The organism is Brevibacillus reuszeri (genome assembly GCF_001187725.1).
In the GTDB taxonomy this organism is placed as follows: Bacteria; Bacillota; Bacilli; order Brevibacillales; family Brevibacillaceae; genus Brevibacillus; species Brevibacillus reuszeri.
On record NZ_LGIQ01000005.1, the window covers coordinates 753,925 to 771,219 of the forward strand.

Annotated in this window: 15 protein-coding genes; 10 read left to right on the forward strand and 5 right to left on the reverse strand. The window is 48.9% G+C overall.

The window, feature by feature from the left end:
- Nucleotides 1-10: 10 nt before the first annotated feature.
- From ADS79_RS07130 to ADS79_RS07140, 3 genes are read right to left on the reverse strand one after another with little or no spacing between them, the layout of a single operon-like run.
- Nucleotides 11-829: a hypothetical protein gene (locus tag ADS79_RS07130; protein WP_049737713.1), complete on the reverse strand. Its 819-nt coding sequence runs from the start codon at nt 827-829 to the stop codon at nt 11-13.
- Complete coding sequence (locus tag ADS79_RS07135) at nt 822-2,450, reverse strand: hypothetical protein (protein WP_049737714.1); 1,629 nt, start codon at nt 2,448-2,450, stop codon at nt 822-824. The genes ADS79_RS07130 and ADS79_RS07135 overlap by 8 nt, the downstream gene beginning before the upstream one ends.
- Nucleotides 2,451-2,455: 5 nt before the next feature.
- Nucleotides 2,456-3,721 carry an O-antigen ligase family protein gene (locus ADS79_RS07140; protein ID WP_049737715.1) on the reverse strand — a complete coding sequence of 422 codons (1,266 nt, stop codon included), beginning with the start codon at nt 3,719-3,721 and terminating at the stop codon, nt 2,456-2,458.
- 330 nt (nt 3,722-4,051) lie between these two features.
- Here ADS79_RS07140 and ADS79_RS07145 point away from each other — a divergent pair, with 330 nt between their 5' ends.
- Nucleotides 4,052-5,689, forward strand: a complete 1,638-nt coding sequence (locus ADS79_RS07145) for a putative polysaccharide biosynthesis protein (RefSeq protein WP_049737716.1) — start codon at nt 4,052-4,054, stop codon at nt 5,687-5,689.
- 57 nt (nt 5,690-5,746) lie between these two features.
- On the opposite strand, the gene ADS79_RS07150 is transcribed toward ADS79_RS07145, so the two are convergent.
- Together ADS79_RS07150 and csaB are read right to left on the reverse strand one after the other, a co-directional pair.
- A complete protein-coding gene (locus tag ADS79_RS07150; protein ID WP_049737717.1) occupies nt 5,747-6,598 on the reverse strand; it encodes a class I SAM-dependent methyltransferase in 852 nt (283 codons plus the stop codon).
- Nucleotides 6,599-6,618: 20 nt separating this feature from the next.
- A complete protein-coding gene (csaB, locus tag ADS79_RS07155) occupies nt 6,619-7,722 on the reverse strand; it encodes a polysaccharide pyruvyl transferase CsaB (RefSeq protein WP_049737718.1) in 1,104 nt (367 codons plus the stop codon).
- Nucleotides 7,723-8,086: 364 nt separating this feature from the next.
- Between csaB and ADS79_RS07160 the strand changes: the two genes are divergently transcribed.
- From ADS79_RS07160 to ADS79_RS07200, 9 genes are all read left to right on the forward strand, one after another.
- Nucleotides 8,087-9,010, forward strand: a complete 924-nt coding sequence (locus tag ADS79_RS07160) for a 50S ribosomal protein L11 methyltransferase (RefSeq protein WP_049737719.1) — start codon at nt 8,087-8,089, stop codon at nt 9,008-9,010.
- Between the two features lie 67 nt (nt 9,011-9,077).
- A complete protein-coding gene (locus ADS79_RS07165; RefSeq protein WP_049737720.1) occupies nt 9,078-10,253 on the forward strand; it encodes a thiolase family protein in 1,176 nt (391 codons plus the stop codon).
- A 128-nt stretch (nt 10,254-10,381) separates the two neighbouring features.
- Entirely contained in the window at nt 10,382-11,374 is a 993-nt protein-coding gene (locus ADS79_RS07170; protein WP_049737721.1) for an LCP family protein, read from the forward strand.
- A 178-nt stretch (nt 11,375-11,552) separates the two neighbouring features.
- On the forward strand, nt 11,553-13,256 hold the full coding sequence (locus tag ADS79_RS07175) for a long-chain-fatty-acid--CoA ligase (RefSeq protein ID WP_049737722.1): 1,704 nt from the start codon (nt 11,553-11,555) through the stop codon (nt 13,254-13,256).
- A gap of 235 nt (nt 13,257-13,491) precedes the next feature.
- Complete coding sequence (locus tag ADS79_RS07180; protein WP_049737723.1) at nt 13,492-14,082, forward strand: TetR/AcrR family transcriptional regulator; 591 nt, start codon at nt 13,492-13,494, stop codon at nt 14,080-14,082.
- 104 nt (nt 14,083-14,186) lie between these two features.
- A complete protein-coding gene (locus tag ADS79_RS07185; protein WP_049737724.1) occupies nt 14,187-14,960 on the forward strand; it encodes an enoyl-CoA hydratase in 774 nt (257 codons plus the stop codon).
- Nucleotides 14,961-15,011: 51 nt separating this feature from the next.
- A complete protein-coding gene (locus tag ADS79_RS07190; protein ID WP_049737725.1) occupies nt 15,012-15,779 on the forward strand; it encodes an electron transfer flavoprotein subunit beta/FixA family protein in 768 nt (255 codons plus the stop codon).
- Nucleotides 15,780-15,803: 24 nt separating this feature from the next.
- Nucleotides 15,804-16,763 (forward strand): electron transfer flavoprotein subunit alpha/FixB family protein, encoded by a 960-nt coding sequence (locus ADS79_RS07195; RefSeq protein ID WP_049737726.1) that lies wholly within the window; start codon nt 15,804-15,806, stop codon nt 16,761-16,763.
- A gap of 114 nt (nt 16,764-16,877) precedes the next feature.
- Entirely contained in the window at nt 16,878-17,270 is a 393-nt protein-coding gene (locus tag ADS79_RS07200) for a hypothetical protein (protein WP_049737727.1), read from the forward strand.
- Nucleotides 17,271-17,295 lie beyond the last annotated feature (25 nt).

The following is a 17,295-nucleotide window of genomic DNA, read 5'->3' on the forward strand; positions in this document are numbered from 1 at the left end:
TTTTTTCTCGTTAGTACAACAAATACTTTTCTACGTCTTCAGGCTCACTAAGGTTGATTCCGCCTGTATCGCCGTATTTAAACATGTTGAAATGAACTTGCTGGTCCATTGTTCCTGCTCCTGGAAGCGGCAAAATGATCCAGGTCTCATACTGGTGAATCAGGTGGTCATCCTTGCCGAACCAGAATGTCGTCTTGATCGTGGATTGCTTCAGGATGTAATCCAGATCAGGACGGTCGCCGAGCTGTTGCTTCAACGGTTCAAATAATGGACTCTTGCTTGTTTTCAACCAATCTGCTCCGGTCATTTTTAATTGGAACGGAACGGAGAAGACACCGATTATTTTTTCGTCTGGCAGTTGAACAGCCTGATCCATAAAAGGCAGCCAGTCATCGAAGCCGGCCAGCACATCAAAGGCGAGGGGCTCGTCTGTTGCTGTCACCCAGTTATCATTGGCGCGGATGTACTGCTTGTCGTTGACACGATAGTACGAATAGGGCTGAGCCGCGATGCGGGCGTCCACATTGTAGCCTTTGCCGTTGATAACCGCTCCGCTGAACATACTCGTTGTTGAACGGGAGAGAATCATATTTTTGACATGCCCCTTGTACCAATACGTTTGCGCCTTTTTGTCCGTTTTTGCATTTGCCAGAGCGTTTTTCAGCCACTCAGCACCTGATTCTGTCTGTGCTGTCGTTGTTTTCTCAGGAGTGGTGTCAAAATTAGTAGTGGCAAATGCCTTCGTTCCAGACTCATATGTGCAGCCGCCGAGTAGGGACGCGGTGCACATCGCAAACAGCAGTGCCCATGCTTTCGTCGATTTACGCATGACGAAACCTCCTTACCACGCCATATCCCAACAGTCCGACAAACACAATAATGGTCAGGGTCAGAACCGGAATATGGTGCTGCTTAAATACGAGAATGCGGTGTGTATTGTAAATGCTGGCGATGATTTCGTTCTCTCCGTCGCCGTCAACATCACCAATCTGTACATTGATCAGCGGCAAGTAAATCCGCCAGTTTTCCTTCAAGCCACCCGGAGTGTATTCAAAACCGGACAAGTAGCGAGAATCCGTGTTGCTAACCCAGCTCTTTGCTTTCGCGATGATTTCTGGCCGCTCATTACCGCCAATCGCAGCAAAGTTGGAGAAGCGGAAGCTCTTGTCTTTATCGGCGCTTGCCCACAGGATATCCCATGTGCCATCTGGCTTCGGTTTCAGGATGTAGGATGGTGTAGCAGCCACCAGGAGCTCATCGACGTTATCGTTATCAATATCGGCAGGAATGAACTCTCCTGTCGCCAGCTCAGTTTGCTTGCGCGTCAGTGTGTACGCCTCGGTGAGTGAACCATCCGGATCGACTACCATCACGCTCAGATGCTCGCCCATGATGATCAGACCTTCACGACCGTCTGGCAGCATCATGGTTGTGAGCAGCTTGGTTGCTTTTGTCGTACCCGCAAAAGGCTTGCCATCATACGTACCAGTCAGCATACCGTCCTTGATATGCAAATCCTTGTAGTACTTCCCAAGCTCATGACGAACGTCCATGCTGCCTTTGTTTTCTTCTAGCTTCTGAGCGATATTCCCCATGTCCAGCATGAAAGCGCGATAAGGAGCTGTTCCGATTTGCAGCATTCCTTCTGCATATGGCTGCCGCTGTACATTTGGTACAAGCTGATCGTCTTTTATGGTGTAGTAAGGGAAGCCAGGGTAATCAATTGGCAATTTTTCCTTGATCAGAGCCATAGTTTCAGGAGAGATCTGATCATTTGGCATCCGTACCATCTTGCCATCCTGCCATGTAAGGACGTAGATGGAGAGTGGCTCCGCATGCAAATGGCGCAGCTTTTCAGCCAACGCTTTCTTTTCTTCCTCTGTCTCTGGTTTTTCTACTTTTTCAGGCAAAGGAAGCTCGTCGGCATTTCCGTAGGTGATAATCTCCATTTTGCCATCATGATTGACATCGTACAGGGCGACCGGGAAGTAATCGACCCAATCTCCGTTGTAAAGGCGATCGGATTCGTATTGAATCGTAAAGTGATTCAAGGCTTTCAGTGTATCCCGATTAAAAGTCACATTCACGAGGACAGCGATCAGCACGAGAGCGCCAATAGCACGCCAATTCAAACGCCCGTACCATTTTCCCAGTAGCGCAATCACAAGGATTGCAATGGCACCACTAACGAGCAGGGTTGCTGTCGTTCTGATGTTTACACGTGTCAGGGCGAGGTCTAATATCAGGAAGCCGATGGTAAAGACGAGCACCTGGCGCCGTTCTGACGGGTGAATGATATAGTAGCAAAAAGCGAGAAAAGGTAAAAACAGAAGCAAAGCGATCCACGTCAAATCTAGGAACGCAGGTTTGATAAGCAAATGGTAGATCAGAAACAGGGCGACGGCATACAAAGCCCAGCCCAGTGTGGACAAAATAGGATTGCGGCGCATTAGGTTCACCACCTTTTTGTTTGTGTCTGGTCGGCGAATAACGCACATAGGAAACCACCAAACAGCCAGAAGTAGAGGGTCATAAATGGAACCTCGAAAATATTTTCCGCAAGATTATGCGTCGCTACAGCAATTAATCCACCGAATAAGCCCAAAGCCGGGAAGAAATGCGGCGATTGCTGCAGCTTCAAAATGGCCTTGGCTGAGTAGCGAAACATCGAAATGATCAGACCGATCAGCATGATGAGCCCGATCAGGCCGTACTCTGCCAAGCTTTTAAACAGGTAGCTGTCTGTGTATGTCGTGCCAAAGCGTCTTGCCGCAACGGCACCGCCGTAATGGCCGAGGCCGACCCCAAACAACGGCTCCACGCGCATCTGGTCGTATGCTTTTCCCCAACGACCAATACGTCCGCCTTGGCTGCTCGCTTCAAAGTAATCAGATGTAAACAAGGTGAAAATACGATTTTTGACAGTACCAACCATCGGCACGGATTCAGGCACGAAAAAGAGAGCTGTCACACCGATGATTCCTGCCAAGACAAGATATCCGGCAACGCGTTTTTTCCATATGAAGAAACATACAAACATGCCAAACGCAAGAGCAAACCATGCTCCGCGTGAGCCGGTCAGAAGCAGCGCTAGCAAAGTAGTCAGGGTCACGATCGCCCAAAGCGCTCTTTCTTTTAGGCTGGATGCTTTCACAAACAGACCGACTGCGACAGGCACGACAAGCGCCATGTAGCTGCCCAGAACATTGGGGCTGGTAACGAAGGAAAAGGCGCGAGTTGTAATTGTTTCCCCCTCCTGTACCCATGCCTCAGGCGTTTTTACGCCCAACACGACTTGTGCGACACCGTACAAGCCAGTAATGAAGCCGACGATGACGAGCGCCTTCAAAAGCTTGTCCAGATCTTCAACAGACTTTAATAAATAAAAGCCTATCAAAAAGGCAATGATGTACTGGTAGACAGAGCGGAAGCCTTCAAAGCTGGCTTGCCAGTTTGTCATGTCGGTGACAGTCAAGGCAATACCCAAGACGAAAAAGGCGCCAAATAGATGCTTGATACCAGGCATTACCCGATTACTACCCAAGAAAGCAACAAACGTAAACAACAGCAGGATGATGAGCAAAGCCTTATCCCACAAAGACGAAACGACGACGGGAATCGGTAGTATCTTTCGCATAACGAAGTCAATTACCGGATAGGCCAACAGCACATACAACCACGTGGTCCTTTGGCTTCCCCACTTCAACACGGTTTCTCTCATTTTGATTGTAGTCCTCCTACATGCAGGGATTAACCCATCCATTATAATGAATCCAGCATCGAAGTAGCAAGCCGGGCGGGAAATAGGTTGGTAGGAATGATAGAAATGAGATATGATAGCAAGGGGTTCATGCTGCTTTCAGCAGGCTGTCCCCAGTATTTCTGCGAAATTCCATCGTTATACCTGTTTGCTGGAACGGTGATTTGATAGTAGGATAGAGATTGGGTTTATGTCGGACTTTGAACAAGCCCGGGTTTCGGATAAAAGAGGATGTTAAAACGTTCTGGAAACATAGCAGTCGAACTGGCTCTATAAGAAAAGGAGTTACCCATGCTGAAAAAAAGTCATTTTCTCGCAGGCGCACTGATTCTGGCCATTGCGGGGATTTTGTCAAAAGTGATTGGGATGTTTTACCGTATCCCGCTACAGGAAATCGTAGGGGATAATGGCCTTGGACTCTATCAGGAGGTTTATCCGCTGTATCTGACCTTCCTGATACTCGCTACAGCGGGCGTGCCCGTAGCCTTGTCCAGAGTGATTGCAGAAGCATTGGCCGAAGGAAAGCAGAGCTCGGTTGGACAAATTCTCGCTCGTAGTATGGTCATGATGGGGGCTATCGGAATTGGGCTGTTTGCCATTCTGTATGTGAGTTCTCCGCTAATTGCCAAAATGATGGGGAATCCGCATCTGGTGGAGCCGATCCGTGCGATTTCGCTCTCCTTGCTGTTTGTTCCTTTGATTGCGGTCATTCGCGGCTTCTTTTACGGGCATCAAAAAATGCTGTATGTAGGTCTTTCACAAATCGTGGAGCAGTCGCTTCGGGTAGCATTTATCCTGATTGCCTCCATCTATCTCGTTTCACTTGGCGAGGATACAGATACCGTCATTACAGGTGTTAATTTTGGGACGATGATCAGTACGATGCTCAGTCTCGGCTTTCTCGCGTTGCTCATGTGGCTCTATAACCGGAAAAGCTCGGTATTCGTGGGAGCGCAGTGGAACAGGCTTGATTGGTGGTATGATCGCTCCTTTTTCCAATCGATGTGGCGCATTGCCTGGCCAATTTGTGTCAGTGCGCTGGTGATTCCGATTTTCAGCTTGACGGATTCGTTTCTCGCGATCAATATTTTCCGCTACATATGGAATGTGGACGGTTTGACAGCAGATACGTGGTTCGGCATCTACAGCCGTGGTGGTCCGCTGCTTCAAATGGCGAGTCTGTTCGGTTCCTCTATCGCCCTCTCGATCGTTCCAGCTATTGCTGAGGCAAAGAGACAAGGGGATGAGGAGCGTGTCACAACGCTTACCAAGCTGTCGCTTCGGTTTGCCTGGCTGATCGGACTCCCGGCGGGACTTGGTCTCACAGCCGTTGCTGAAGGGGCCAATCTGGCTCTCTACGGAGACATGGAAGGGACACGCGCAATGGCGATTCTGGGTGTCACGGCGATTCCGCTGTCGCTGCTGTTGGCTACGAACGGAATTTTGCAAGGCGTAGGCAAAGAAAAGATTCCTGCTCTGCATTTGTTCTATGGAGTGCTGGTCAAAATCGGAGCGACACTGTTATTCACCTCGTTCCTGGGAATGGACGGTCTCTCTCTGTCCTGGCTGTGTGCGACGGCATTTGTATGTGTCCTCAATATGCGTTCGATCAAAAAGCTCGTCTTTGTGCCGATCAACTGGCGTTTTGACACCGTGTATCCGCTTCTGGTAGCGAATCTGATGCTGCTATTGGCATGGGGGGCAACAGAGGCTACCGGTTTGCTCTTCGCGGGGAAAGAAAAGGTTCGTCTGTTGGGAGCGATGGAAACGGTGGCAGGGGTAGGCATAGGTCTGATTGTCTATTTAGGCCTGCTGCTGCTCATCCCATTGATCGATGACAAAGAGCTGGATTGGCTGCCGGGTGGAAATAAAATACGAAGTTTCATGAATACGATTCGAAAAAAACAGACCTCGTCGAAAGCACAATAAACGAAAGCCCCATTCTCCAGATGTAGTGGAGGATGGGGCTTTTTACGAGTACGCAGCCTATTTTTCTTTTTTATAGACACATACGACCATTTTGACAAAGAATTCGCGAAATCCTGGTAGTGTAGCCATGCCTTTTAACTGATTGCGAAGCGGGATTTCCTGTTCATAGACCGCAGGCTGGATGACGCCTTGCTGAATTCTGCGAAACCGCTTGATGGTCATCTGATTGATGTAGGAGATGGTGTCACTGCCATCGGGACGCTTGTCAAAGCGGAAAGCGATCCGGTCAGAACCGTCAGGCAGATCGCGCACAAGCTCTTTGTAGGCATCTATCAAGGCTTGCTCAGAGAAGAGAGCATGTACCCAAGGGATACCGATAGCATCGGATAAATGGGCACCGTATGGATGGTAATACGGCGGGAAATTAATGTAGAGATGGCCGCCCGGCTTCAGGATGCGGAAGCATTCCTCCAGCGTTTTTTCCGGTTCGCCTACGTGCTCCATCGCGTCATTCATAATAATCGTGTCAAACGTGTCGTCAGCGTACGACATGTTGGCTGCATCGCCGGTTACGAAGGATACGACATCATCGAGTCCTTTTTCCTTGGCAAAAGCGTTCCCCTCCTCGGCATAATGAGGAACGATGTCGATGCCTATCATTTTTTTGGGGCCAAAGGTAGCGTAGTAGCACGTTTTACCACCGCCACCACAGCCAATATCAAGGACGGTTTTATCCTTGAACATTTGCTCCTGGCTGTGAAAAGGGAGGAAGAATTGAATCGTCTGATCCCCTTTTTGAAATTGCCATTCTGTATAACTCATGTTCCCGCTGTTCGCCAGATTGAACGGGTGGACGGGGAGCGGAAACATTCGATTTAAACCGATTAGCACTTGAGAGGAAATGGACATGGATGTGTCCTCCTTTCCGATCAACGTTTTTTGTGAAGTGCTTGAAGCACGAGTTCACTGCTTTTGGCAGCTTCGATTTCCAGTGTACGGGAGTGCTCCGTGACCACTTCGATTTCCTGTTCGAGCCTGTCCAGCTTCTGCTCAAGCAATTGCAGCAGAGAGGCTTCATTTAGCTGTGTAATATGTCCGGCATTCGGCATACCTGCACGCTCTACGAAGCGATCAATTTTCGGATCGTAGGAAATACCGATAAAAGGAGTACGAAGCATACAGGCGAGAATCAGGGAATGAAGCCGCATGCCTACAACATAGTCGCACTGTTTTAAAACAGACATGATATCATGGAATGTAACGGGGGCATCGAGCAGACGAGCCCCTGCCTGTTTCATTTGCTGCATGATTTCACGAGAAGGAGACAAGTCACTCGGCACATGCATAGGCAGGAACAAAACATTCCAGCCACGCAAAATGAACCAATCTGCCGCTTTGGCGATTGTCTGTTTAAACTGCTGCTCTTGCTTCCAATCGCGTACAGAGATGGCGACAAGCGGCTTGGTCGGGTCTGCAAACATGCCGTCGAGCAGCTCGCGGCCGCGCTCATCCGAGACGTCCTCGGGTGAAATGGTAAGCGCAGGGTCAGCTGTTATATGGATAGGCGCTTTTTTAACGCCACAAGCTTTGAAGTCTTCTCCTGACTCGTAATCGCGAGCCGTGATCACATCGACGCGATTCACCACGCGTTTGATCATGGAGCGACTGAGAGGCTTGAGGATGGGTCCAAACCCCTGTGCGTAGAAAACCACGGGTTTGCCCAATAGCTTGGCAATGGTGACGATGCCCAGGTAGTAGAGAACGCTACGCGGACTGGTTACGTCCTGCATCAAGGTTCCGCCGCCCATCACAAGCATGTCACTTCGCGAAAGCTCGCGGACGATGGTTCCGAAGCTCCAGCGGTTAAAAGCCTCAATCCCAAACAATTCCGCCGTCCGTTCAGGTTGATTGGACAAGACGGCCAGAGAGATATTCGGTTGTTCCCGCTTGAGGGAGCTGATGATGCCGTAAAGGACCACATCGTCTCCGGCATTATTAAAGCCGTAGTACCCGGAGATGAGAATTCGCGACATGGAGTGAACCTTCTTTCTATATCAAACGTACAGGAAAAATACATTCTCAAGTATAATCGAGTAAACAAGGGGAAGTAAAGCAACCCTAGAACAAATAGAGGAAGCCCATTGCGAACATGCCGATGCCGAGAATAATCAAGGCAATCATAACAAAGTAAAGTCCTTTGTTTTTGCGGCGTCGGTAAAAAAATTCGTCGAACATGGTTAACCTCCCTGCGGTAAAATAGTCCATTCTATTATCATAACATGTATCCTATCATCCTTGCCATCCGCAGATGGAAAGTAAGAGAATCGTTGTCTCGGCAAGCACCCTTTTCTGTCGGACAGCTGAAAGTAGAATACATGAAAAGGAGCTAACGAAAGCATGGAAAGTATGTGGCTAAAATACACCTTACTGGTAGAAGCAGATATCGAGGACTTGTTTGTAGCTGAGGTTTTGGCAAGTCCGTATACACTCGGCTGGATTGAGCCGCAAATTGAGGTTCTCACCACTGAAAATGGATACGATTATGCCGAGAATACCGAAGGCCCACTCGTTGGCTATTTGTTTGAGCCTGAGCAAGACAGTGAGGAAGAGCATGTGGCGCGGCTGAAAGAATTCCTTACTCGCTGGGGTGGTCAGGTGACCTTGAAAGAGGTTGAGCAGGTGCCGGAAGAGAACGATTCATGGAAAGAGGAATTCCGCGAAGTACAGATTGGCAATTGGTGGGTGGCACCAACTTGGACAGATCCGGCTATTTTGGAAAAGGCAGAGCATGTGCTGTGGATTGATCCAGGGGCGGCATTTGGCACAGGCTATCATGGGACGACGCAGGATGTGCTGCTCTTTTTGCAAGAGCTGGAGATCGCAGGCAAAAAAGTGCTCGATATTGGTGCCGGCTCCGGCATTTTGACCTTGTACTGTGCCTTGAATGGTGCAGCTTATCCGGTTTGGGCAGTCGACATCAATTCCCAGAGCGAATATCAAGTGAGGGTCAATACAGCAAACAATCACTTGCCACAGGAAGCTGTTCAGATCGTAATCGGGGATGTATGTAAAAATGAGATTGCGAATCAGCTTCTCGAACAGGCTGACCTGATCTTGGTTAATATTGGCGGCGATGAGAACATAGCGATGCTCCCGGTAGTCTCCGAGCGAATCGCGCCAAATGGAATGGTGATTCTGTCCGGTATCGTAGACTGGAATCGTGATGCAGTTCTTTCTGCTTACGAGGAAGCGGGCTTTGCAGCTGCCGGGGAACGACATTCAGACGAATGGGTAACCATTCTAATGAAACGAAACGCGTAGATCCAATTGTAACTCACATATGCGACAATAGAGAAAAATACGATAGCATAATGGAGGGGGAAACGAGATGGAGCATGTAGTCATTGCTGCTGCTGGACGAACGCCAATAGGCACGTTTGGTGGGGTCCTGAGAGATGTAAGCGCTCGCAAGCTGGCAGAAACAGTCATTCGCGGAGTATTGGAAAAATCGGGAGTAGAGGCTACCCAGATTGATGAAGTCGTTCTGGGCAATTGTATTCAGCGCTCGGATGAGGCGAATATCGCCCGTGTAGTGGCGCTGGATGCAGGGCTTGGCAAGGAGGTAACTGGCTATACGATTCAGCGGCAATGCGCGTCCGGGATGCAAGCGATGGTCAGCGGAGCCTCGCAAATCCTCTTGGGTGACAGTGAAATTGTCATCGCAGGTGGAGTAGAGAGCATGAGTAATGCGCCTTATGTGCTGAAAAATGCGCGCTGGGGCAAACGGCTCATGCATGGAGAAATGACAGACGCCATGTGGGATTTGCTCACAGACCCCCACCACAAGATCTTGATGGGAGAGACAGCGGAGCGCTTGGCAGACCGCTATGGCATCACACGTGAGGAGCAGGATGAAATTGCCGTGCGCAGCCAGCATAACGCGATTCAAGCGATTGACAACGGGATTTTCGCGGAAGAAATCATCGGGGTTCCCATCAAAAAACGCAGTGAGGAAACACTGATCACGCAAGACGAGTTTCCGCGCAGAGGAGTGACCATGGAATCTCTCTCCAAGCTAAAGCCGGGCTTCCGTGATCAAGGCACTGTGACAGCAGGGAATGCTTCTGGTCTAAATGATGGAGCATCCGCTACGATTTTGATGAAGGAGAGCAAAGCGAACGAGCTGGGCATTACTCCGCTAGGCAGAATCGTTTCCTGGGCGGCCGCGGGAGTAGAACCCGACTTGATGGGCTATGGTCCTGTCCCTGCCGTAAAAAAGGCGCTGGCGAAAGCCGGTATGAACTTGTCCGATATCGAGCTGATCGAGGTCAATGAAGCATTTGCGGCGCAGTACCTGGCGGTTGAAAAGCTGCTGGAGCTTCCGCGGGAGATCACCAATGTAAACGGCAGCGGTATCTCGTTAGGTCACCCCGTCGGTTCTACGGGCTGTCGGATTGTCGTAACACTCCTCCATGAAATGAAACGACGCCAGCTCAAACGCGGTCTTGCTACCATGTGTGTTGGTGGTGGTATGGGGATGGCAATGATCGTTGAGCGAATCTAATCATCCATACGTTTAAACAGGCTCTCCCCGGTTAAAAATGGAAGCAAGCCCCTGTCCTGCGAACGATCAAGGTGGGACAGGGTTTTTTGCATCTATAAGAACACGGATGATAAGGGGGAGGGTCTTTTATGTTCTTTCTATCCTTTTTGAAACGCTATAGAAAACAAGTTTTGTTCCATACGTTATCCTGTCTCGCGATCGGGGCTTTACTGGCTGTAGGGTATAGTGCGTATCAGTACAAGCAGATGACGAACAATTGGTACAGTCCTCTTGAGGGATCGGGGAAAGGAACAGCGAAGCAGGCAGGGGCTTCTTTGCCGCCGCGCGATCTTTTGACAGGCACTGAGCCGTTAAAGCCGTTTGTTGTCCTCATGCTTGGAGTCGATAGCCGGGACGGAGAAAAGGCCAGGTCGGATACGATGATGCTGGCTGCAGTTCATCCTGCGAAGCAATCGGCTTACCTCATTTCCATTCCTAGAGACAGCTACATGGAGCTTCCGGGAAAGGGCTTTGATAAAGTCAATCACGCCATGGCCTTTGGCGGGCCCAAGCTGGTCAAGGAATCTCTGGAGCAATTTCTGGATATCAAAATCGATCGCTATGTCTCCGTCGATTTTGACGGATTCAGACAAATTATAGATGAACTCGGCGGTGTGCAGATCAACGTGAAAAAACGGATGAAGTACAGTGACCCAACTGATGGAACGTATATAGATTTACTTCCCGGAATGCAAACCCTCTCTGGGAAACAGACACTCGATTACGCACGTTACCGCAAAAGCGACCTGGGAAAAGAGGATAGCGACTATCAGCGAATTTCTCGTCAGCAGGAAATTCTTAAAGCACTGGCAAACAAAGGAGCTTCGGCCCAGACGTATTCCAAGGTATTTTCACTCATGGAGATTTTGGGGCAGCATGTCAAAACGGATCTGACAGATCTCGAAATCGCTTCATTACTGCTCTCGTATGGTGATCCGACGCCGAATGCTATCAAAACCGATACATTAGTAGGGCAAGATGAGAGGATTTGGCGTAATGGGGTTCTCGGCTGGTTCCATCTGGTGCCAAGTACAGAACGGGAACGGGTCCAAAAGCAAATTCTCAAGTCGCTTACGCCATGACCAGAAGGATGAAAAGAAAGGCGCTAGTCTGGATAAGAGGCAGCGCTTTTTTCGTGATTCATTTTGGTTTAATTAGTTGGAAAATAAAATATTTTTCGAATAGAATAGATGGAGGGAGAGTTTATTAATGTCAATCATAGGGGGAGGCAAGGCCATTTAAGGGATGGAGGGAATGACCATGTCAATTGCCAAGCCTTGGATAGCCAATTACCCACCCGAAACTGCACCGTCGCTGGAATACCCCCGTGTTCCACTGACCTATTTCCTCGAAGAGTCTGCAGCCACCTATCCAGACAGCACCGCCATTTACTTCATGGGAAAGCGTATTACGTATCGCGAGCTACTGCTTTTGTCGTACAGCTTTGCCAACGCTTTGATCAAACGAGGTGTAAAAAAAGGGGATCGAGTGGCGATTATGCTGCCGAATACCCCGCAGACGGTCATCAGCTACTATGGCGCTCTGTTTGCCGGTGCCACTGTGGTCATGACAAACCCCCTCTACACGGAACGAGAACTGATTCATCAGCTTACCGATTCAGGAGCAGAAACGATTATCACTCTGGATTTGTTGTACAGCCGTGTATCATCCATCCGTTCATCTACTCCCTTAAAACGGCTGATTGTCACTAGCATCGGCGATTACCTTCCTTTTATGAAAAAACTACTGTATCCGATGGTTCAAAAAAAACAAGGCCAAAATCCGCAAGTAGCGTATGGGGGCGACGTAGAGTCATTTCAAGCACTCATTGATGAGCAAGATCCTGAGGTGGTCTATTCTTCTATAAACCCGGAAGAAGATATTGCGCTTTTGCAGTATACCGGCGGTACTACGGGTGTGGCCAAGGGTGTGATGCTGACGCACGCAAATCTCATCGCCAATGCCATCCAATGTCAGGCAGTGCTCTACAAGCTTGTGAAAGGGAAAGAACGCATCCTCGGGGTTCTCCCCCTGTTTCACGTCTACGGCATGACAACTGTGATGAACAAAGGCATTTCGATTGCAGCCGAAATCATTTTGGTACCCAAATATGAGGTCAAAGAAATCTTTTCGATGATTGATAAAAGAAAGCCTACGCTGTTTCCCGGTGCACCTACGATGTACATTGCCCTGATCAACCACCCTGATTTGCAAAAGCATGATTTATCCTCGATCGAGGCATGCGTGAGCGGATCGGCTCCATTGCCCATTGAGGTCAAAAACAAATTTGAGGAGCTGACAAAAGGCAAGCTTGTAGAAGGTTATGGGCTTACCGAAGCCTCTCCAGTCACCCATTCCAACCCGATTTGGGGAAAAGGCATTACAGGAAGTGTAGGCTTGCCTTGGCCTGATACAGATTGCCGTATCATGGACATGGCAACGGGCGAGGAGCTTCCCCAGGGGGAAATCGGCGAGCTGGCAGTTTGCGGCCCACAGGTTATGAAAGGCTACTGGAATCGACCAGAGGAAACGGCTGCGGTGCTCAAGGATGGCTGGCTATTTACCGGGGACATGGGGTACATGGACGAACAAGGTTACTTCTATATCGTAGACCGGAAAAAGGACATGATTATTGCGGGAGGCTTCAATATTTATCCGCGTGAAGTCGAGGAGGTATTATTTGAGCACCCCGCGATCCAGGAGGCAGCAGTTATCGGTGTGCCAGATGCGTACCGGGGAGAAACGGTAAAGGCATTTATTGTTTTCAAGGAAGGTCAGACTGCAGGCGAGGAAGAGCTGGAGGCTCATTGCCGTCAGCGGTTAGCTGCCTACAAAATCCCGCGACAATATGAATTTCGTTCTACCCTTCCCAAGACGATCGTCGGAAAAGTCCTCAGGCGACAGCTTCAGGATGAGGATCAAAAGCGGAGAGAAGAAGCGACAGACGATATCAAAACGAGCTGATGGGAAGAAGGGACACCTGGGGTCGCTTTCCCGCCAGGAAGGCGCCCTGTTTTATGCTATTTCGGTGTATGACAGTTCTGTTAATCAGACTTTTGCGCTGCAAAGGAAAATCGCATCATCGCTAAGAATTACTGACCAGAGGCGATGTTTGACACGTTGCTATGCCTATATTAAACTGCATATGAATGAGTCATCATTCATTTTATTGTCAGCGCGAGTAAAGGTGGAGGTATGTATGGCAAAGAAGACGGGGGAAAAGTATCAGGCCATTATTGATGCTGCTGTTCGTGTCATCGCACGGCAGGGCTATTATAGCGCCCAGGTATCAAAGATTGCAAAAGAGGCGAAGGTAGCAGACGGCACCATATACCTCTATTTTGAAAACAAGGACGATATTTTGATTTCGCTTTTCAATGAAAAGATGGGGCAGTTTGTGGAGACGAATCGTAAGCGCGTCTCGGAAGCGAAGACGGCCGAACAAAAATTATACGTACTCGTCCATACGCATCTCAGTCAGTTATCAGAGGATCATGACTTGGCAAAAGTGACGCAGATCGAGCTTCGTCAATCCAATCAGGAGATCAATGAAGGAATTGGCACTGTGATGAAGCAATATTTCAACCTGATTGAAGAGGTCATCATGGAAGGGATGAAGCAAGGTATTTTCCGTCCAGACATTGAAGTGCGGATTGCCAGAAAAATGATCTTCGGAACATTGGATGGAGTGACGACATCATGGGTTATGAAGCAGTGTAAGTACGAGCTTGTCTCCCACGTTGATTCTATTTATAATCTCTTCCTGTTAGGAATGAAGGGAAAAGAATGAAAGAAAAGCTTTTTTTGCTTCCCAACGTTTGTTACAATGAGTAAAATGATACTGAGCGGTCGCTCGGTAAAGACTTTTATTTGATAGAGTCTGGGGGGAGAGGGATGGATTTGCAATGGAATGTGCAAGTAGTTGATCGTGTAGCGCTGGTGACAATCAACAATCCACCGGCTAATGCGCTCAGTAAATCCATGTTTGAGCAATTGAGCGAACTTTTGGATCAATGGGAAAACGATGAGCAAATCAAGACGATCGTTTTTACCGGCGAGGGACGTTTTTTCATTGCTGGGGCGGACATTAAAGAATTCACCCAACTGCAAAGTGAAGACGCGGTGGTATTGTCCAAGTTTGGCCAACGGGTGTTTGACCGCGTGGAAAAATTTCCGAAGCCGATCATCGCAGCTATTAATGGTGCATGCCTCGGTGGAGGACTGGAGCTCGCAATGGCGTGCCACATCAGACTAGCTGCTGCAGATGCCAGATTGGGACTGCCGGAGCTGAATCTCGGACTGATTCCTGGCTACGGTGGAACACAGCGCTTGCCTAGATTGGTGGGCCGTGGAAAAGCAACGCAAATGACCCTGACCTCAGAAATGATCAGTGGCGAGGAAGCCCTGCGCATCGGACTTGTGGAAGCGGTTTATCCGGTTGAAGAATTAGTAGATGCAGCTAAAAAGCTGGCCGAAGTCATCTCCCAAAAGAGTGCAGTCACAATCAAGCTAGCACTTCAAGCCATCCATGCTCGCGAAGAACTCTCCCTGTCAGAAGGTTTGGATTATGAAGCGCAGCTGTTTGGAGAAGCGTTTGCCACTGAAGATGCAAAAGAAGGCGTAGCTGCCTTTCTGGAAAAGCGCAAGCCGCAGTTTTCAGATCGGTAGAAACCATATAGCGTCACCAGTATGAAGTACCACTTAGGAGGAGGCATCCTGATGAATATCCTGGTTGTGTTGAAACAAACCTTTGACACCGAAGAAAAGATCGTCATCCAAAACGGACAAATTTCTGAGGATGGCGTTGAATTCATCATTAATCCATACGATGAGTACGCTGTAGAAGAAGCGATCAAGCTCAAGGAAGATCACGGCGGTGAGGTAACGGTTGTCAGTGTTGGTCCTGATCGTGCAGAGAGCTCCTTGCGTACAGCATTGGCAATGGGTGCAGATAAAGCGGTATTGGTAGACGATGAGTCTTTGTTCGGAGACGAGTTCACGACTGCAAAGGTACTTGCTGCGGTTGCGAAAAAAATTGGCTTCGACATCATTATTGGCGGTCAAATGGCAGTTGACTCTGGAGCAGGTCAAGGCGGACCACGTCTGGCTGAAGAGCTTGGAATCAATCACGTTTCTACTGCAGTTAAGCTTGAAATAGATGGCACAAATGTACGTGTAGAGCGTGACATCGAAGGTGATCTGGAAGTTGTGGAAACCAGTCTCCCTGTTTTGATCACTGCACAGCAAGGCCTGAACGAGCCGCGCTATCCTTCCCTTCCTGGGATTATGAAGGCGAAGAAAAAGCCGTTGGATCGTTTGTCCGCAGATGATTTAGATCTGTCGGTAGCAGATGTCGCCGCAAAAACCGAGATTGTGGGTCAATCCTTGCCAGCCCAAAAGCAGGCAGGTCGAATTCTCACAGGCGAGCTGGCGGCTCAAGCGTCGGAATTGGTGCAACTATTGCGCAATGAAGCAAAAGTGATCTAAGCAAGCGAGAGGGAGAGGATATCCATGAAAAAAGTACTTGTACTCACAGAAGTACGTGACGGACAGCTTCGCAACGTATCACTGGAAGCATTGGCAGCTGCACAAACTCTGGCTGAGGGCGGCGAAATCGTAGCGGCTGTTTTTGGCACAAATGCCAGCGCTCATGCACAAGTTTTAGGACATCATGGCGCTACCACTGTCTATACAGCAGATCATCAGGCACTCGCGCAATATACGCCAGATGCCTATACGCAAGCTTTGACACAGCTGATTGAACTGGCAGCCCCGGATGCTGTAGTTATCGGACATACTGCAATCGGTCGCGATGTCGCACCTCGTGTTGCATCAAGATTGGGCTATGGCTTGGTTTCCGATGTGACAGGCATTGAAGCTGGTCCAGTATTTGTTCGACCGATTTATGCAGGAAAAGCTTTCCAGCAACGTAAATTTGTTGATGGAAAAACTTTTATCACGATTCGTCCAAATAACATTTCGATTGGTGCTGCAGATCCAGCGAAAACAGCTGTTGTTGTTCCGGTAGATTTGGAAATCAAAGACCTGCGCACGATTGTAAAGGAAGTTGTCAGCAAAACGAGCGGAAAAGTGGACCTGTCCGAAGCGAAAGTGGTCATTTCCGGCGGTCGTGGCGTAAAGAGTGCAGAGGGCTTCCAGCCGTTGTACGACTTGGCTGAGGTTCTGGGCGCTGCAGTGGGCGCTTCTCGCGGTGCGTGCGACGCTGATTACTGCGATTACTCGATGCAAATTGGACAAACGGGTAAAGTGGTTACCCCTGATTTATACATTGCGTGCGGAATTTCCGGAGCCATTCAGCACTTGGCCGGTATGTCCAGCTCCAAAGTGATCGTAGCGATCAACAAGGACCCGGAAGCTCCGATTTTCCAAGTGGCTGATTACGGTATCGTTGGTGACTTGTTCGAGGTTCTGCCACTTCTGACGGCAGAATTTAAAAAAGTACTGGTCTAATAGTGGCAAGTAGGAGGAAGCGTCCCTTTGTTTAAAGGGCGCTTTTTTTGTCCGCACCGCTCACTCTATGCTTAGAAAGATTGCTATAATAGGCACTAGGGAGAGGTGAGCGACATGAGTGAAGACTTGTTGCATCAGTTGATTCATATGGTGGGTGAGAACAATCGCCTTGTGAAAGAAATGAAGGAAGAACTGAAAGAATTTAAAACAGAAATGTATGCATTTCGAGAAGAGATGTACACATTTCGAGAAGAGATGTACACATTTCGAGAAGAGATGTACACATTTCGAGAAGAGATGTACACATTTCGAGAAGAGATGTATGCATTTCGAGAAGAGATGTACACATTCCGAGACGAAATGTACGAGTTTCGCGATGACACGTACCGCAGGCTTGACAGTATCGATCGGCATGACAAGCTGATCGAAGCAGACCTCGACTTGCTACATAGAAAAGCAAACGACAATGAACGGGAAATTAACCGACTAAAGCATGCGGGCCAATAAGGCGTTGGATTTGGTTGGAAACGAT